Origin of the sequence: Cupriavidus necator N-1 (assembly GCF_000219215.1) — a bacterium.
GTDB lineage: Bacteria > Pseudomonadota > Gammaproteobacteria > Burkholderiales > Burkholderiaceae > Cupriavidus > Cupriavidus necator.
Map to the genome: position 1 here is coordinate 3,142,521 of NC_015726.1, position 15,384 is coordinate 3,157,904.

14 protein-coding genes are annotated in these 15,384 nt (G+C 67.8%); 7 read left to right on the plus strand and 7 right to left on the minus strand.

From position 1 onward, the window contains the following. The first annotated feature begins 84 nt into the window (after positions 1 to 84). Complete coding sequence (locus CNE_RS14730) at positions 85 to 384, plus strand: DUF3579 domain-containing protein (protein WP_012353767.1); 300 nt, start codon at positions 85 to 87, stop codon at positions 382 to 384. Positions 385 to 497: 113 nt separating this feature from the next. On the opposite strand, the gene rpsT is transcribed toward CNE_RS14730, so the two are convergent. After that, positions 498 to 764 (minus strand): 30S ribosomal protein S20, encoded by a 267-nt coding sequence (gene rpsT, locus CNE_RS14735; protein ID WP_013957895.1) that lies wholly within the window; start codon positions 762 to 764, stop codon positions 498 to 500. Between the two features lie 327 nt (positions 765 to 1,091). On the opposite strand from rpsT, the gene murJ reads away from it, so the two are divergent. Together murJ and CNE_RS14745 are read left to right on the plus strand one after the other, a co-directional pair. Further along, positions 1,092 to 2,642: a murein biosynthesis integral membrane protein MurJ gene (gene murJ, locus CNE_RS14740; RefSeq protein WP_041228107.1), complete on the plus strand. Its 1,551-nt coding sequence runs from the start codon at positions 1,092 to 1,094 to the stop codon at positions 2,640 to 2,642. 96 nt (positions 2,643 to 2,738) lie between these two features. Beyond that, a complete protein-coding gene (locus tag CNE_RS14745; protein ID WP_013957897.1) occupies positions 2,739 to 3,587 on the plus strand; it encodes a SirB1 family protein in 849 nt (282 codons plus the stop codon). A gap of 52 nt (positions 3,588 to 3,639) precedes the next feature. Here CNE_RS14745 and CNE_RS14750 read toward each other — a convergent pair whose 3' ends face one another. After that, complete coding sequence (locus tag CNE_RS14750) at positions 3,640 to 4,278, minus strand: VTT domain-containing protein (protein ID WP_319609863.1); 639 nt, start codon at positions 4,276 to 4,278, stop codon at positions 3,640 to 3,642. 180 nt (positions 4,279 to 4,458) lie between these two features. Here CNE_RS14750 and mutL point away from each other — a divergent pair, with 180 nt between their 5' ends. The 4 genes from mutL to CNE_RS14770 all read left to right on the plus strand — a co-directional run bounded on the left by mutL (position 4,459) and on the right by CNE_RS14770 (position 8,864). After that, positions 4,459 to 6,441 carry a DNA mismatch repair endonuclease MutL gene (gene mutL, locus CNE_RS14755; RefSeq protein WP_013957899.1) on the plus strand — a complete coding sequence of 661 codons (1,983 nt, stop codon included), beginning with the start codon at positions 4,459 to 4,461 and terminating at the stop codon, positions 6,439 to 6,441. Between the two features lie 33 nt (positions 6,442 to 6,474). Next, positions 6,475 to 7,443 (plus strand): tRNA (adenosine(37)-N6)-dimethylallyltransferase MiaA, encoded by a 969-nt coding sequence (miaA, locus tag CNE_RS14760; RefSeq protein WP_013957900.1) that lies wholly within the window; start codon positions 6,475 to 6,477, stop codon positions 7,441 to 7,443. A gap of 81 nt (positions 7,444 to 7,524) precedes the next feature. Then, entirely contained in the window at positions 7,525 to 8,025 is a 501-nt protein-coding gene (locus CNE_RS14765) for a GNAT family N-acetyltransferase (protein WP_013957901.1), read from the plus strand. 101 nt (positions 8,026 to 8,126) lie between these two features. Next, positions 8,127 to 8,864, plus strand: coding sequence for a GntR family transcriptional regulator (locus CNE_RS14770; RefSeq protein ID WP_013957902.1), 738 nt, complete (start codon positions 8,127 to 8,129; stop codon positions 8,862 to 8,864). 28 nt (positions 8,865 to 8,892) lie between these two features. Here CNE_RS14770 and CNE_RS14775 read toward each other — a convergent pair whose 3' ends face one another. The 5 genes from CNE_RS14775 to purM form a co-directional block, all read right to left on the minus strand. After that, entirely contained in the window at positions 8,893 to 9,636 is a 744-nt protein-coding gene (locus CNE_RS14775; protein ID WP_010815018.1) for an aspartate/glutamate racemase family protein, read from the minus strand. Positions 9,637 to 9,641: 5 nt separating this feature from the next. Continuing rightward, positions 9,642 to 11,036, minus strand: a complete 1,395-nt coding sequence (locus CNE_RS14780) for an amidase (RefSeq protein WP_013957903.1) — start codon at positions 11,034 to 11,036, stop codon at positions 9,642 to 9,644. A gap of 37 nt (positions 11,037 to 11,073) precedes the next feature. Then, complete coding sequence (gene hydA, locus CNE_RS14785) at positions 11,074 to 12,510, minus strand: dihydropyrimidinase (RefSeq protein WP_013957904.1); 1,437 nt, start codon at positions 12,508 to 12,510, stop codon at positions 11,074 to 11,076. 34 nt (positions 12,511 to 12,544) lie between these two features. Further along, positions 12,545 to 13,876 (minus strand): MFS transporter, encoded by a 1,332-nt coding sequence (locus CNE_RS14790; protein WP_013957905.1) that lies wholly within the window; start codon positions 13,874 to 13,876, stop codon positions 12,545 to 12,547. A 314-nt stretch (positions 13,877 to 14,190) separates the two neighbouring features. Beyond that, on the minus strand, positions 14,191 to 15,243 hold the full coding sequence (gene purM / locus CNE_RS14795; protein WP_013957906.1) for a phosphoribosylformylglycinamidine cyclo-ligase: 1,053 nt from the start codon (positions 15,241 to 15,243) through the stop codon (positions 14,191 to 14,193). Positions 15,244 to 15,384 lie beyond the last annotated feature (141 nt).

A 15,384-nucleotide genomic window follows, 5' to 3' on the forward strand; every position in this document is an offset into this window, starting at 1 on the left:
AAACGCGCCCCGGCCGCGTCAAACGGGCGCCCGTCCAGCGGGTTTACCGTCGAGTCATCCGCCTCACCCGCAGTGTCCAGCCTCATGAACCCCAACGTTCGCGAATACTTTATCCAAGGCATTACCAAGGAAGGCAAGACCTTCCGCCCGAGCGACTGGGCCGAACGACTGTGCGGCGTGATGGCGCAGTTCCGCCCCGAGGGCGACAGCGGCGACCCGCGCCTGACCTACTCCCCTTACGTGCGGCCGATCTTCGCCGGCAACGTCAAATGCGTGGTGGTGGACGTGCGGCTGCGCGATATTGAACCGAAGGCGCTGGATTTCGTGCTGAATTTTGCGCGCGACAACAACCTGCAGCTGGTTGAAGCCTGTTCGCTGGAATAAGCCTGCCGGCCTGGCGCCGGAAAGCAAAAAAGCTCGTCGGATGACGAGCTTTTTTGTTGGCGGATGCCTGGGCACCCGCCTCTGCTGGACCGCCGGGGCGGCCCGGGCAGTGATCAGGCAGCCATCGACTTGATGGCGGCCGACAGGCGCGACTTGTGACGTGCAGCCTTGTTCTTGTGCACGATCTTCTTGTCGGCGATGCTGTCGATCACGGCTTGCGAGTTCTTGAAGATCTCGGCGGCAGCGGCCTTGTCGCCAGCGACGATGGCCTTGCGGACGGCCTTGACGGCGGTGCGCAGGCGCGAACGCAGGCTGGAGTTGTGAGCGTTCTGGGCAACGGCCTGGCGGGCGCGCTTGCGAGCTTGTGCGGAATTTGCCATGTAAAAATATCCTGAATTCAGATGCGTGCCGCGGGGGACACAACAATTAAGTCATATCGAGCGACCCGGGATGCACTGACACACGAATCCGGAACGCAACTGTCCTTGTGAATCGGCAATTATACACAGATGCCGGCACACAAAGCAACACGACGGACACTTTGCCAGCTCGGGCCGGGCGGGCGCCGGGCCGATCCGTATAATAAGCGCCACATTGTGCCGGGGCACATGGCGCGCCGGCAACTTTATCGCCCGGACCGCGTCTCAGAGGCGTCCCCGGCATGCGGTGCGCCCGCACCGATCCACCGTCCCGCACCGACCCGCACCTTGAACCTGCTCAAAGCGCTCGCCACCATCAGCAGCCTGACGATGCTCTCGCGCATCACCGGCCTCGTGCGCGAGATCCTGATCGCCCGCGCCTTTGGCGCGTCGGAGATGACCGACGCGTTCAACGTGGCCTTCCGCATTCCCAACCTGCTGCGCCGCATTTTCGGCGAAGGCGCGTTCTCGCAGGCCTTCGTGCCGATCCTGGGCGAATACCACGCCAAGCGCGGCGACGAGCCGACCAAGGCACTGATCGACGCCGTCGCCACGGTCATGACCTGGGTGCTGATGGGCGTGTCACTGCTTGGCGTGATCGGGGCGCCGCTCGTGATGACCGCGGTCGCCACCGGCTTCCGCGGGCAAAGCGAGACCTATACCGCGGCCGTGTTCATGACGCGGGTGATGTTCCCGTATATCGGCCTGATCTCGCTGGTGGCGCTGGCGTCCGGCATCCTCAATACCTGGCGCAAGTTCGCGGTGCCGGCCTTCACGCCGGTGTTGCTGAACCTGTGCCTGATCATCGCGGCCCTGTTCGTCGGCCCGCACATGGACCAGCCGATCTACGCGCAGGCGTGGGGCGTGCTGGTTGGCGGCGTGCTGCAACTGGCGATCCAGGTGCCGGCGCTGCGGCGCCTGGGCGTGATGCCGCGGCTGAGCTTCAACCTGCGCGCGGCGTGGTCCGATCCCGGCGTGCGCCGCATCCTGCGGCAGATGGGGCCGGCGCTGCTGGCCGTGTCGGTGGCGCAGATCAGCCAGATCATCAATACCAATATCGCCTCGCGGCTGGCCGCGGGCAGCGTCTCCTACCTGACCTATGCCGACCGGCTGATGGAGTTCCCGACCGCGCTGCTGGGCGTGGCGTTGGGGACGATCCTGCTGCCGAGCCTGTCCAAGGCCAACGCCTCGGGCGACCATGCCGAGTACTCGAGCCTGCTCGACTGGGGCCTGCGCCTGACCTTCCTGCTGGCGGTGCCCTGCGCGGTAGGGCTGTTCGTGTTCGGCGCGCCGTTGACCGCCGTGCTGTTCAACTACGGCAAGTTCGACGCCCACGCGGTCGAGATGACGCGCCAGGCGCTGGTCTCGTACGGCGTCGGCCTGATGGGGCTGATTTCGATCAAGATCCTGGCGCCTGGCTTCTATGCGCGCCAGGATATCCGCACGCCGGTGAAGATCGCGCTGCTGGTGCTGGTGATCACGCAGGCCTGCAACTATGCGTTCGTGCCGTGGATCAGCCATGCCGGGCTGGCGCTGTCGATCAGTGCCGGCGCCACCATCAACGCGCTGCTGCTGTTCTTCGGCCTGCGCCGGCGCGGCCTGTACCGGCCGGCGCCGGGCTGGTGGCTGTTCCTGGCGCAGTTGGGCGCCTCGGTGCTGCTGCTGTCCGGCATGCTGCTCTGGTTCGCGCGCAACTTCGACTGGATCGGGCTGGGCGCGACGCCGCTTCTGCGCGTCGCGCTGCTGGCTTCGTGCCTGGTACTTGCAGCGGTGGTCTACTTCGGTACACTGTGGCTCATGGGACTGCGCTACTCTGCCTTCAGGCGCCGCGCCGGCTGATGGGCCAGCGAATCTGCCAACGCATGGGCCACCTAATGAGCCGGCAATGGTGACCCACGCTGCGCGCGGTGCCGGCGGCTGCACCGGGAAACCGACATGACATCCACCAAAGTCCTGGATTATTTCGCCAGCCTTGTGGCCGACGAAAACGGCATCCCGCTGACCGAAACCGCGCTGTCCATCGCGCAGGACGCCTACCCCGACCTGGACCTGCAGGCCGAGCTTGCGGCGCTGGACGTGCTGGCGCTGCGCCTGAAGCGCCGGATCGCCGAAGGCACCCCCGCGATCCAGCGGCTGCGCCTGCTGAACCATTTCTTCTATCGCGACCTCGGTTTCGGCCCGAACGCGAACGACTACTACGACCCCGACAACTCCTACCTGAACGTGGTGCTGCGCCAGCGCCGCGGCATCCCGATCTCGCTTGCGGTGCTGTTCATGGAGCTGGGCCAGCAGATCGGCCTGCCGCTCAAGGGCGTGTCGTTCCCCAATCATTTCCTGCTGCGCATGACGATTCCGGCCGGCGAGGTGATACTGGACCCGCTCACCGGCGAGACCCTGTCGAAGGAACAGCTGCAGGAAATGCTGGATCCGTACCTAGAGCGTGAAGGCATCAGCGATGCCAGCCAGGTACCGCTGGGCTTGTTCCTGCGCGCGGCCAGCCACCGCGAGATCGTCGCGCGCATGTTGCGCAACCTGAAGGCGATCTACCTGCAGGAGTCGCGCTGGCAGCGGCTGCTGGCGGTGCAGAACCGCCTGGTGATCCTGCTGCCGGGTTCGATCGAGGAAGTGCGCGACCGGGGCCTGGCCTATGCCAACCTGGAGTGCTTCCGCCCCGCGCTGGCCGACCTGGAAGCCTATGTCCTGGCCCGGCCCGATGCGGCCGATATCGGCCAGATCCGCGAGCGCATGCCCGCGCTGCGGATGATGAGCCGCAGCCTCAACTAAGAACCCGTTTCATAGTGAAAAAGGGGCGCAAAGGCTGCGTGACCTCACTGGCTTAGCGCTCCACGCGCGAAGGCCGGCGGCGATTGCCGCGCACCAGCTTCCACAGCCCGCCCAGCACCAGCGGCACCACGGCCGCCCCGATGCCGGCCAGCACGATCAGGTTCAGGTACTGGCGGATAAACGGCAGGTTGCCGAAGAAGTAGCCGGCGAACACCAGGCCCACCACCCAGGCCACGGCGCCGACCACGTTGAACATCTGGAAGCGCGCAAAGGTCATCTGCGACACGCCCGCGACGAACGGGGCGAAGGTACGCACGATCGGCACGAAGCGCGCCATCACCAGCGTCTTGCCGCCGTGCCGCTCATAGAAGTCATGGGTGCGGCGCAGCGCATCCTGGTCCAGGAAGCGCCACTGGTGGTCGAACACCTTGGGCCCGATCCAGCTGCCCACCAGGTAGTTGACGGTATTGCCGGAAATCGCCGCCACCAGCAGCAGGCCGATCAGTGCCCACTCGTTCATGGCGCCGGTTGCGCAGAAGGCGCCCGCGATAAACAGCAGCGAGTCGCCCGGCAGGAACGGCACCACCACCAGCCCCGTTTCCGCGAACACAATCAGGAATAGGATGGCATAGACCCAGTGGCCGTACTGGTCGATGACCGTGCCGAGATATTTGTCGACATGCACCAGCATGTCGATGAGCTGCAAAGCGAGATCCAAGTCGTTCCCCGTTGTTGGTTTGGTTGACTGCGTTCGGTCCGATGCGGCCCGGGCCGCCCTGGCCTGAATCATACAAGAGCCACCGCTCCAATCCGTCACCTGCGGCGCCTTTGTGCGTCCGACTCCGTGCGAGCGTCCACGTATAATCGCCGGATGCCTGCCTCCGCCTCCAGCACCGCCCTGCGCACCACCCAGCAGCCGCGCCCGATCCGGCCGCTGCCGGACCAGCTCATCAGCCAGATCGCCGCCGGCGAAGTGGTGGAACGACCGGCCTCGGTGGTCAAGGAGTTGCTGGAAAACGCGCTCGACGCCGGCGCCACGCAGCTCGGCATCCGGCTGGAAGAAGGCGGCGTGCGGCGCATCGTCATCACGGACAATGGCTGCGGCATCCCTGCTGCCGAGTTGCCGGTCGCGCTGATGCGCCACGCCACCAGCAAGATTGCTTCGCTCGACGAACTGGAATCGGTGCTGACGCTGGGCTTCCGCGGCGAGGCCCTGGCCTCGATCGCCTCGGTGTCCCAGCTGGCCCTGACCAGCCGCACCGCGGCCGATGCCCATGCCACCCAGGTCAGCGCCGATACCGGCACGGTGCAGCCTGCCTCGGGCGGGGTCGGCACCACCGTCGACGTGCAGCATCTCTACTTCAACACGCCAGCGCGCCGAAAGTTCCTCAAATCGGAGCAAACCGAGCTGGGACACTGCCTGGAGATGGTGCGGCGCGTGGCGCTGGCGCGGCCCGACGTGACCATCTCGGTCCACCACAACGGCAAGCCGCTGGAACACTGGAATGCCGGCGACGTCGCCACCCGTACCGCGCAGGTGCTGGGCACTGACTTTGCCCGCGCCCGCCTGCCAGTGGACGAAGAGGCCGATACGCTGCACCTGTATGGCTTTGCCGGGCTGCCCACCGCCTCGCGCGGGCGGCCGGACCAGCAGTATTTCTTTGTCAACGGCCGCTTCGTGCGCGACAAGCTGCTCAACCACGCGGCGCGCAGCGCCTACCAGGACGTGCTGCACGGCGACCGTTTCCCGTCCTATGTGCTGTGCCTGGACCTGCCGCCGGAGATGGTCGACGTCAACGTGCATCCGTCGAAGATCGAAGTGCGCTTCCGTGAATCGCGCGCCGTGCACCAGTTCGTCTACCACGCGGTGCAGCGCTGCCTGGCGCGGCAGGCCGGCGGGAACGGCGACAGCCTGCATACCGACGCCGACGGCGAGATCACCCTTCCGCCTGGCGGTGCGATACCGGCGGGCGGCGCACGGCCGGGCTATGGTGGCGGCAGCGGCGGCGGCGGCCAGTGGATCAACTATTCCGCGGCACGCCAGACCGAACTCGGCATCGCCCAGCCGCGCCAGGCCTACCTGGGCATGGTGCGCGATGCCGCCGCACCGGCAGCGCGGCCCTATGGCGCCATGCCCGGCACCCCGGCGCAACCGCCGGCCTGGCTGGCCGACGCCCAGGCGGCACGCGCCGACGACCCGCCCGGCGTGCTGGACCGGCTGCCGCCAGCCGCGCGCGCCGGCTTTGCCGATCCTGCCGACGCCCCCGACGACCACCCGCTCGGCTACGCCATCGCCCAGCTGCATGGCATCTATGTGCTGGCGCAGAATGCGCGCGGCCTGGTGCTGGTGGACATGCATGCGGCGCACGAACGCATCCTGTACGAGCAGATCAAGGCCGGCCTGGACGCGCGCGACCTGGCGGTGCAGCCGCTGCTGATCCCAGTCACGCTGCCCGGCAGCCCGGTCGAGATCGGCGTGGCCGAAGAACACCAGGAGACACTGACGCTGCTGGGCTTCGATATCGCCCCGGTGTCGCCCACCACGCTGGCGGTGCGAGCGGTGCCGGCGCTGCTGCAGCAGGCCGATGCCGAAGCGCTGGCGCGCGACGTGCTGCGCGACCTGCATGCCTATGGCGGCTCGCGCGTGCTGGCCGAGCGCCGCAATGAACTGCTGGCCACCCTCGCCTGCCACAGCGCGGTGCGCGCCAACCGCAAGCTCACGCTCGAGGAAATGAACGCGCTCTTGCGCCAGATGGAGCAGACCGAGCGCGCCGACCAGTGCAACCACGGCCGCCCCACCTGGGTGCAACTGACCGTGACCGAGCTGGACCGGCTGTTCCTGCGCGGGCAATAAGCCGCTCGCCCCACGATTCACCCAAGGCTTTCGATGTCCGCCGTACCCCACTATTCCGCCACGCATCCGCCCGTGGTCTGCCTGCTCGGCCCCACCGCCTCGGGCAAGACCGCGGCCGCGCTGGCGCTGGCGGCCGACGCGCCGGTGGAGATCATCAGCCTGGATTCGGCGCTGGTGTACCGCGAGATGGATATCGGCACCGCCAAGCCCACGCGCGAAGAACTTGCAGCCGCGCCGCACCACCTGATCGACATCATCGACCCGGCCGACAGCTACTCCGCGGCGCAGTTCGTCACCGATGCCGAACGGCTGATCGCACAGATCCGCGCACGCGGCCATGTGCCGCTGATCGTCGGCGGCACCATGTTGTACTACAAGGCACTGACGCAGGGGCTCAATGACCTGCCCCAGGCCGATGCCGCGCTGCGCGCGGAGCTGGACCAGCTTGCCGCCGAGCGCGGCTGGCCGGCGCTGCATGCGATGCTGGCCGAGGTCGACCCGGTCACCGCGACGCGGCTCGCGCCCAATGACGCGCAGCGCATCCAGCGCGCGCTGGAAATCCATCGCCTGTCCGGCCAGCCGATGTCGGCGCTGCTGGCGCGCCAGGCCGAGGGCCGCACCTTTGCCGGCGCGGCGGACCAGCGCTTCCGCGTGATTGCGCTGGAGCCATCGGACCGCCTGGCGCTGCACGCGCGGATCGCGCAGCGTTATGACGCGATGCTGGCCAACGGCTTTATCGAGGAAGTCGAGCGGCTGCGCAGGCGCGGCGACCTGCATCCGGGCTTGCCGTCGATCCGCTGCGTCGGCTACCGGCAGGTATGGGAGTACTTGGACGGCGACGCCGATTTCGCCACCATGCGCGAGCGCGGCGTCGCCGCCACGCGCCAGCTGTGCAAGCGCCAGCTGACCTGGCTGCGCAGCACGCCGGAGCGGCTGGTGGTGGATTGCCTGGCGCCCGGGTATGTCGACCAGGTGCGCAAGCTGGCGGACTTCGGGCACTGACCCGATTGCATGCAAACTGGCGCGGCAAGTGACGCACAGGCGATAATTCCGAATCCCTGTTTTCCGGAAAGCCGACCCAGCATGTCCAAGCCCGCCTTCACGCTCCGCCCCGCCACCGCCGCCGACAGCGAGACGCTGTTCAACCTGATCCTGGCGCTGGCCGAATACGAAAAGCTGACGCATATCGTCGAAGCCACGCCGCAGAAGATCCAGGATGCACTGTTCGGCGCCACGCCGCATGCCGAAGCGGTGCTGGTCGAAGTCGACACCGCTGGCGGCCGGCAAGCCGTCGGCTTTGCCCTCTTCTTCCACAATTTCTCGACCTTCCTGGCCAGGCCCGGCCTGTACCTGGAAGACCTGTATGTTGATCCGGCATGGCGCGGCCACGGCCTGGGCAAGGCGCTGCTCAAGCACCTCGCGGCGCTGGCGGTCGAGCGCGGCTGTGGCCGCTTCGAATGGTCGGTGCTGGACTGGAACCGGCCGTCGATCGACTTTTATCAGGCCATGGGCGCCGACGTGCTGCCCGACTGGCGCATCTGCCGCGTGACCGGCGAGGCGCTGGACAAGCTCGGCGAGCAGTAAGACGGCAACCGGTCCGACGCCGGTGTTATACACTTGATGGCGAACCGCCATACAATAACGACACCGACTGTCTTTTTTCCGGGCCGCCAACGCCGACCGCCATGCCACGAACCAAAGCCGACCTGCCCGCTACCGACGGTATCAATGAGACCGACGCGGACAGCGCGCGCGGCGCGTCGGTCGAGGCCATCGCCGACCGCATCCTGACCGCGATCTGGGAGCACCGGCTGCCGCCGGGCACCAAGCTGGTCGAGGAAAAGCTGGGCGGCGTGTTCGGCGTGAGCCGCACCAAGGTGCGGCTGGCCTTCGCCAAGCTGGCGCATGAGGGCGTGCTGACGGTGCATCCCAACCGCGGCACCTTCGTCTCCAGCCCGAGCGTGGCCGAAGCGCGCCAGGTGCTGCATTCACGCCACCTGCTGGAACCCGCGCTGGTGCGCGACCTCGCCGGCGCCATCGGCGCGCCGGGCGTGCGCGCGCTGCGCGAGACCACGCGCCAGGAAGCACAGGCGCGAGACAGCAACGACCGCCGCGCCATCATCCGGCTGTCGGGCGAGTTCCACTGCAAGCTGGCGGAAATGACCGGCAACCAGTACCTGGGCAAGTACATGCGCGAGCTGTGCTCGCTGACCTGCCTGATCATCGCGCTCTATGACGCGCCGGGCGTGCCGTCGTGCCCGCACCATGAACACGACGACATCGTCGATGCACTGGAAGCCGGCGACGGCGAGCGCGCCGCGCGGCTGATGACCGAGCACCTCGGCCATGTCGAAAGCACGCTGCGGCTGCAGGCGCCGGCCGAGGAAAAGGTCGATCTGGAAGCGGTATTCGCCGCGGTCTGAGCCGCGGCGTCATCGGAAGGGAAGCGGCTTAGCGGTGCTCGATGCGCGCCGCCAGCGCCGCGGGCAAACCCAGCGTGGGCTTGGCATCCGGGCGGCGGAACGTGCCCGCGGTGGCCTTGCGCGGCTGCAGCGCGACCAGCGCCTCGGCCTGCTTGACGGCGGCGGCCATCTGGTCGACCACCGGCACCGGAATGCGGTCGCGCACGCGCGCGGCCAGGCCGGCCAGCGGCGCGCCGGCCAGGATCACCACATCGGCTTCATCCTCCGCCACGGCGCGGTTGGCCAGTTCCACCAGCACGGCTTCCTTCTCTTCCTGCACATCCGACACCGAGGCAAAGCTGCCGTCCAGCATGCGGATGCCGGCCAGCCGGCTGCGCAGGCCATGCATGTCCACGCACTCCTCATACCAGGGCCCCAGCGCCCGCGCAAAAGTCACGATGGCAAAGCGCCGGCCCAGCATGCAGGCCGACAGCATCGCCGCCTCGGCCATGCCCACCACCGGCAGGTCGAACAGTTCGCGCGCGCCCATCAGGCCGGGGTCGCCAAAGGCCGCGATGATGGCCGCGTCGAACTGGCCATGGTGCTCGGCCAGCATCTCCAGCGCGATGGCGCCGCCGATCTGCGCCTCGGCGCGCGTGGCGATATAGGGCACGCCGCGGCTGGCGGTCAGCGGCACCAGCTCGGTGCCGGGGGCCGCGGCCTCGGTGGCCGCCGCCATCAGCCGCGCGGTGATGCCTTCGCTTGTATTGGGATTCAGGACAAGGATTCGCATGACGGTTATCCGGCAGGGTTGAGCAGCGGCGCCAGCACGCTCTCGGCCAGCCTGGCCGCGGCCAGCACGCTGCGGTCGGCACCGCGCGGGCCGGCGATCTGCAGGCCCGCCGGCAGCCCGTCGCGGCCGTGGCCGCAGGGCACCGAGATTGCCGGCGCCAGCGCATGGTTGAAGAAGGGCGTGAACACCGCATGGGCGCGCGGCTCCACCGCCACGCCGCCGATCCGCTCCGGCCCCAGCCGGTCGTTGCGCCACGCCACGCACGGTGTGGTCGGGCACAGCAGCAGGTCATAGCGGGTAAAGAACCCGGCCACGGCCAGCGCGATCTGGTGGCTGGCTTCGCGCGCGCGCGCCACATCGGCGCCGCTCCAGGCCAGCCCGCGCTCGATCTGGCGCGCCACGTCGGGATCGAACACCTCCGGGTCGCGGCGCCAGGCCTCGCCGTAGAGATTGGCCAGGCCGACATGCTGCAGCGGCATCAGCGCGGCCTCGTCGGCGCCCTTTGGCCAGGCCGGGTCGGCACGCTCGATGGTCAGGCCCGCGGCCTGCAGCCGGGTCACGGCCTGCTCGAAGGCCTGCGCGACATCGTCGTCGACCGGGGTGTCCAGGCCCAGGCGCGGACTGACCGCGATCTTCAGCGTATGCAGCGGGCGCGCGGCGCCAAGCGAGAAACCCAGCGTATCGGGATCGCGCGGATCGGCGCCGGCCAGCGCCTCGAACATCAGCTCGGCGTCGGCCACCGTGCGCGTGATCGGCGCAATCACCTGGATGCCGTTGAAGGCATGGGGAAAGCCGACTGAATCGGGAATCGCGCCGTAAGAAGGCTTGAAGCCGACCACGCCCGCATGCGCGGGCGGGCGCCGGCTGGAACCGCCGCCGTCGGTGCCCAGCGCCAGCGGCGCCATGCCGGCCGCCACCGCCACCGCGCAGCCGCCAGACGAGCCGCCCGCAGTCAGCGTGGCATCGAGCGGATGGCGTGTCAGCCCGTAAACCTTGTTGGTGGTCAGGCCCTTGCAGGCGAACTCCGAGGTATTGCCCATGCCGAGCACGATCGCGCCGGCCTGGCGCAGGCGCTCGACCGCAATCGCGTCGGCGGGCGCAATGAAGTCGCGGTACAGCTGCGAACCCTGCGTGACGCGGCGGCCCTGGCTCCAGATCACGTCCTTGACGATCACCGGCACGCCCGCCAGCAGCGGGCGCTCCCCCTGCGCAAGGCGCGCGCGCAGCTGCGCCAGGTCGGCATCGACCAGCTCCTGGCGCAGCTCGAACACGGCGTTGAGTTGGTCATTGCACGCCGCGATGCGGGCCTGGAAGGCGGCGACCACCTCGGCGGGATCGAGGCGGCCGGCGGCGACGCGGGCCGCGATAGTGGTGGCGTCCAGGCGGCTGGTCAGTTCCATGTCAGTCGTTTCAGTCAAAGCATCGGCAAGGCTGCCGTCACAGGCTGCCGCCCGAGGTGCGATAGCGCGGCCTGGCCATCTCCGGCAGGCCGCACGGCAGGAACTGGCCGTGGCCGGCCTCGGCCAGCACCTCGCCCTCATGCGCCACCACCTTGCCGCGCACCAGCGTGGTCACCGGCCAGCCGGTCACGCGCACGCCTTCGTACGGGGTGTAGTCGACCGCATGGTGCAGGTCGGCGTTGCGGATCGTCACTTCACGCTGCGGATCCCAGATCGCCAGGTCGGCATCGGCGCCGATGGCGATGGTGCCCTTGCGCGGATGCAGGCCGTAGAGCTTGGCGGGGTTGGTCGAGGTCAGCGCGACGAACTGGTTGACCGAGATGCGGCCGCCCACCACGCCAGCCGAGAACAGCAGCGGCAGCCGCGTTTCCAGCCCGGGGATGCCGTTGGGGATGTACTGGAACGGGACCTCCTTGCCGCCAGGCTTCTTGCCCTGCGCGTCTTCGTAGCGGAACGGTGCATGGTCGGACGAGAAGATGGTGAAGAGGCCGTCGGCCAGGCCGTCCCAGATCACTTCCTGGTTGCCGCGGTCGCGCGGCGGCGGGCTGCACACGCACTTGGCGCCGTGGTAGCCGGGCTGGTCGAGGTCTTCCGCAGTCAGGAACAGGTACTGCGGGCAGGTCTCGGCAAAGATCTTCATGCCGCGGTTGCGCGCCCAGCGGATCTGCTCCACCGCTTCCTTGCCCGATACATGGACGATCAGGATCGGCACGTCGACCAGCTCGGAGAACGTGATGGCGCGGTGCGTGGCCTCGCGCTCGATCGCCATCGGGCGCGCCAGCGCGTGGAACTTCGGCGCGGTGTTGCCCGCCGCTCCGAGCTTCTCGGTCAGCCAGGCGATGCAGTCCGAGTTCTCGGCGTGCACCATCACCAGCCCGCCCTCCTGGCGCGCCACCGACAGCACCTCAAGGATCTCGCGGTCGTTCAGCTTGAGGTCGTCGTAGGTCATGTAGATCTTGAACGACGAATAGCCCTCACGGATCAGGCCAGGCAGCTCGTCGTTCAGCACCGCCTCGGTCGGATCGGACACGATCAGGTGGAAGGCGTAGTCGACCACGGCCTGGCCGCCGGCGCGCTGATGGTAGTCGGTGACCGCCGCGCGCAGCGAATGGCCCTTCTCCTGCGCGGCAAACGGAATCACCGTGGTGGTGCCGCCGCACGCCGCCGAGACCGAGCCGGTGCGGAAGCCATCAGCCATCTTCAGGCCATCCGGCATGGGCTGGTCCAGGTGGCAGTGCGCATCGACGCCGCCCGGCAGCACCAGCTTGCCGCTGGCGTCGATGGTCTGCGCCGCCTCGCCCAGGTCAAGGCCAAGCTGCACGATGCGGCCGCCGGCGATGCCGATATCGCACTGCATGGTGTCGCTGGCGGTCACCACGGTGCCGTTGCGGATGATCAGGTCGAACTGTTTCACGATACTGCTCACGAAAAGGTTGGGACGGCGGCGCTCAGTGGTCCGCGTCGGACAGGTGCATGTGTGCGGTTTCGCGCGCGGCGGCAGCGGCCACTGCGATCAGCGCGCACACCGCCGCCAGGTAGAGGGCCACCGGCGTGGTGCTACCGAAGCGGTCGAGCAGGCCCACCGCGATCAGCGGGGCCAGCGCGCCACCGAACACGCCGGCAAACTGGAAGCCGAGCGAGGCACCAGTCACGCGCACCCGGGTGGCGAACAGCTCGGGCAGGAACGAGGCCAGCGGCGAGAACATGAACGACACCAGCACCATGCCGACGAACGAGCCCAGCATGATCAGCGCCGGGCTGCCGGTCTTGATCATCGCGAAGAAGACAAAGGCCCACACCGCGCCGCCGACGCCGCCGATCATCAGCACCGGGCGGCGCCCGATGCGGTCCGCCAGCAGGCCGGCGATCGGGATGAACAGGATCTGCGCCAGCGCGCCCAGCAGTACGGCATTGAGCGCGATGCTCTTGGGCAGGCCCAGCTTGGTCGGCACGAAGTACAGCAGGAACAGGGTGAACACATAGAAGGCGATGTCGCCGCCCAGCCGCGCGCCAAAGGCGATCAGCAGCTGCTTCTTGTAGTTGCGCAGCACTTCCATGATCGGCGCGCGCGCTTCCGCATGCGATTCCTCGAGCTTCTCGAACATCCCGGATTCACGCACGTTGGCGCGGATGTAGAGGCCGACGCCGACCAGCAGCGCCGACAGCAGGAACGGCACGCGCCAGCCCCAGCTGAGGAAGGCTTCTTCCGAAACCTGCCAGGTCACCAGCGCGAACACGCCGTTGGCCAGCAGCAGGCCGATCGGCGCCGCCAGCTGCACCAGGCTGCCGAGGATGCCGCGCCGCTTTCCTTCAGGGTCCAGCTCGTTGACCATGATCGCCGCCCCGCCCCACTCGCCGCCCAGGGCCAGGCCCTGCACCACGCGCAGCAGCACCAGCAGCGCCGGCGCCAGCGCGCCCGCGGCGGCATAGGTCGGCAGCAGGCCGATGCCGAAGGTGGCCAGGCCCATCATCAGCAGCGTGATGATCAGGATCGACTTGCGGCCCATCTTGTCGCCGAAGTGGCCAAAGATCGCCGCACCCAGCGGCCGCGCCACGAAGGCCACGCCGTAGCTGGCAAAGGATAGCAGCGTCGCGGTCAGCGGATCGCTCTGCGGGAAGAACAGCTTGGGGAAAACCAGCGCGGCGGCCGATCCGTAGATGAAGTGGTCGTAGAACTCGAGCGTGGTGCCGGCCAGGCTGGCCCCGGCGACACGCGCGACGGATTGCTTCTGGGGCGACGCGCCGTTCTTGGCAGGTGCGTCGATGCTGACTGCTTGCATGGTGGATCCTCCGATGGTCCCTGGCCTGCCCTGGCGCGCGGTGATGGTCCCCGGCGTCGCATTCGGGCGTTGTCTCCGACGCGGCATGCGTGTGCGGCGCCTTTGCTCAGTACATTAGGATATAAACCGCCATACAATCAAGTTGAATTTTGTTTGTCAGATTTGGTGCGCGTGCATGGGGGGTTTTGGTGCAATGCACCAGGATGGGTGTTGTTTGGGTTGGGGCGATGCGGCCGCATGGCGCCAGGCCATAAACAAAAACGGCGCATACCCAAAGGCATGCGCCGCTCTCACAGCAAAACCACAGAAACAGATCAGACCACGATCGTCTGCGCCTCGCCTTCCGCACGTGCGCGGATCTCACCAATCTCCCACACCGCCTCACCAGCCGCTTGCAGGTGACGAATAGCGCGCTCAGCGTCTTCCTTGGCCACGATCACCACCATGCCGATGCCGCAGTTGAACACGCGGTGCATTTCGTCGTCGGCCACGCGGCCCTGCGCCTGCAGCCACTGGAACAGCGGCGGCAGCGTCCAGGCATCGCGCTTGAGCACGGCGGTGACGTCCTGCGCCAGCACGCGCGGCACATTCTCGGTCAGGCCGCCGCCGGTGATATGCGCCATGCCCTTGACCGGCAGGGTTTCGATCAGCGACAGCAGCGGCTTCACATAGATCCGCGTCGGCGCCATGATCGCGTCCTGCAGGCGCTGGCCGTGGAAGTCGGCATTCAGGTCCGGCTTGGCCACTTCGATGATCTTGCGCACCAGCGAGTAGCCGTTGGAGTGCGCACCCGACGAAGCCAGGCCCAGCACCACGTCGCCCGGGGTGATGGTGCTGCCGTCGATGATCTTCTTCTTTTCGACCGCGCCGACGGCAAAGCCGGCCAGGTCGTATTCGCCGTCCGGGTACATGCTCGGCATTTCGGCGGTTTCGCCGCCGATCAGCGCGCAGCCGGCCAGTTCGCAACCGCGGGCGATGCCCTGGATCACGGTGGCGGCGGTGTCCACGTCCAGCTTGCCGCAGGCGAAGTAGTCGAGGAAGAACAGCGGCTCGGCACCCTGCACCAGGATGTCGTTGACACTCATGGCGACCAGATCCTGGCCGACGGTGTCATGGCGGTTGAGCTGGAAGGCGAGCTTGAGCTTGGTGCCCACGCCGTCGGTGCCCGACACCAGCACCGGCTCCTGGAACTTCTTCGACAGTTCGAACAGCGCACCGAACCCGCCGATGCCCGCCATCACGCCCTCGCGCATGGTGCGCTTGGCAAACGGCTTGATGCGGTCGACCAGTGCGTCGCCGGCATCGATATCAACACCGGCGTCGCGGTAGGAAAGGCCTGCCTGGCCGGCGGTCGGGGATGCGCTCATGGGAACCTGCTTGTCCTGGAGGAAATAAAGTGAGGAATTCGGCGCTCGGGTCACCGCGGCTTCCGTTGCTTGGCATCGGAAGGCGGACGCGAGTCCAGTAGAATTGCAATTTTAACGGATAGAGGCCCCCCGCTTCCAGTT